This window comes from Acidobacteriota bacterium, assembly GCA_003696075.1.
In the GTDB taxonomy this organism is placed as follows: Bacteria; Acidobacteriota; Polarisedimenticolia; order J045; family J045; genus J045.
This window is the reverse complement of the sequence record RFHH01000189.1, coordinates 1-2,548: the sequence shown is the minus strand read 5'-3', so window position 1 is coordinate 2,548 and position 2,548 is coordinate 1. Positions and strand designations below refer to the sequence as shown.

The following is a 2,548-nucleotide window of genomic DNA, read 5'->3' as shown; positions in this document are numbered from 1 at the left end:
GTGCCGCTTCGGGCGCGGTGGCGACGTCCGCGGCCGGAGGCGCCGGCGGCTCGCCGAGGCCGTCGACCGCCGGGTCGAGCTCGTGGATCGCGGCCACCAGCGCCTGCGACCGCGAGAGGTCGATCGCCTCCGGCGCCACCCCGTCGACCTCGGCCGCCATCGTGCGGAAGCGGTCGAGCGGGGTGTAGGCCCTCAGTTCCGGCCGCTCCGCGAGCAGATGCCGGTGCTCGGCCATGGACGGGATCGGGGCGTCCTCGCCTTCCTTCTTGGGTTGGACGGCCGGCACCTCCTCGAAGCCGATCCGCAGCCCGTACACGACGTAGTCGAACGCGGCGTCCGAGCCGGGCTCACCGACGACGACGAGCTGCTCGGTGGTCACCGACTCGACTGCCAGAGGCTCTGCGCTCCCCCGCGGCGTCACGTGGGCGGTGAGGCCGATGTCGGGGTTGGTCACCAGCGCGAACGTCTCGTCGAGGGAGATCACCGCGCGGCCGTTCTGCAGTCTGCCGCGGCCGCGTGTGTACGTCGCAACCTCGTCGCCTTCGAGACATGCGTAGAGCACCTTGAGCGACGGATCGTAGGGATGATTCTGAACGAAGTGCTTGGAGCCGTTGCCGTACAAGCTGTACGTATAGTCGCCGACTCTTGCGTAGGTGCCCGTCCCCGTGTCCTCGAAATGTCCAGCAGTTCCTGTCGCGTAGGCTTCGATTCCATTACCTTGCGATCCGATGGTGACCAACACGCCGGACGAGTGTAATTCCGCGGCCTTATCGTTCTGTGCGAGCCGCACGTAGCTATTGCTGTCGGCCGTGTTTTGGAAAAATCCGCCCGCGGAGCCACCGTAGGCTCTGATGCCGTCGTCGCCATAGGCGACGTACGCGTAGCCAGAGTTGTCGCTATCCCGAAAGTAGCCGCCCGTGTAAGAACCGCTGGCGGAGATCCCGTCATCGGAATAGCCGACGTAGGCGTACCCGGAGCCGTTGGAATCGCTGAAGTATCCGCCGGCGCTCGTGCCGGAGGCGTCGATCCCGTAGCTTCCGTATCCCACGTGCGCCGAGCCCGTGCCATCGGAATCCGCGAAGTAACCCCCCGCCACGCTCCCCTGCGCGGAGATCCCCGTGTCGCCGTAGCCGACGTACGCGTCGCCCGTCCCGTCCGAGTCCTTGAAATACCCGCCGGCGAACGATCCGAAGCCGCGAATCCCGTAATCGCCATTGCCCACGTACGCATACCCCGAACTGTCGCGGTCCTGGAAGAAACCGCCCGTCAGGTTCCCGTACGCCGCGATCCCGTCGTCCCCATAGCCCACGTACGCGTAACCCGAATTGTCGCTGTCCGCGCAGTACGCCCCCGCGTAGCCTCCGTGAGCCGAGATCCCGTAGTCCCAGTAGCCCACGTACGCCTCCCCGGAGTTGTCGCTGTCTGCGAAGTAGCCCCCCGAGAAATTGCCGTACCCGTGGACACCGATGTCGCCGTTCGCGAGGTAGCCCCGCCCGGACGCGTCCGCGTTCTTGAAGTAGACCGCCGCCGAATCCCCGTACGCCGTCAGCCCGAAGCCGGTCCGGCCCGTCGCGTCGACCACCAGACGGCCCGCCTTCGTCTGCTCCACACCTGACGTGTCCAGATACCCGGACGCCGGCCGCCCCTCCAGCCGCGACGCGTTCAGCGCGTAGCCTGACGAGGTCACCCGGATCCGCGGGGAGAGCGTCTCGCCCCCCACCTCCACCTCGAGCCAGACGTCGCCGTAGTCCGCGAACACCGGCGTCAGCGAGGTGTACGTGCCCGGACCGGACCCGTCGAGCACCTCACCCGTCCCGAGCTGCACGCTGAACAGACCGCCGCTGACCGTGACCGCCTGGCCGTTCGCCGACAGGTGCCGGTCGATCAGGATCTCGTCACCGCCCGTCTCGGCGCTCCAGAACCGGAACACCATGTCGTAGCTGCCGTCCAGAGGCTTGTCCGCCGCGTCGCGCAGCACCCCCTGGTAGTTCAACACCCCGGGCGGCGTCGCCGCTGCCGCCGCCAACACCGCCGCCAGCACCGACGCCGCCGCGATCCCCAGCCTCGGCATTCCCGTTCCACGCTTCCGGTTCATCGCTCGCACTCCTCCTATCGCTCCACCGTCACGGACACGCGCTCCCGCCGCGCTCCGAGCCGTCGCTGCGATCGCCCTTCGGCCCCTCCTCCTGGAGACGGTTCCGCGCCGTCACCAGGTAGAACCGTCCCGTCCCGGGCGGCGGCGCCTCCACGTCCGTCGCCTTCTCGTCCGCCAGGCCCGACTGCCAGCACACCCCGTACTGGCCGCCGGGCAGCGACGAGACGGCGTCCCGGTAGACGTCGTACGTCCCCACCGATCGCTCCGGATCCCACCGCAGCTCCGTCCGGCTCGCGAAGCGCAGGCCCCGCACCTCGCCCGGCGGCGGGTAGGCCCCCGCGAACGATCCGTCCATCCGGTACGACGCCGAGGAAAGCCCGGTTCCGACCAGGCCCTCCCCCACGCTCTCCAGCGTGATCCGGTAGCTCGCCGACGACGCGGTCACCCCGTCCG

Annotated in this window: 2 protein-coding genes; both read right to left on the bottom strand. The window is 68.9% G+C overall.

What is annotated here, in order from left to right:
• Nucleotides 1-2,095: hypothetical protein (locus D6718_12390; protein RMG43382.1), on the bottom strand; the 2,095-nt coding region annotated here is incomplete at its 3' end.
• Between the two features lie 28 nt (nucleotides 2,096-2,123).
• Nucleotides 2,124-2,548 (bottom strand): hypothetical protein (locus D6718_12385; protein ID RMG43381.1); only part of this gene is annotated, 425 nt, incomplete at its 5' end.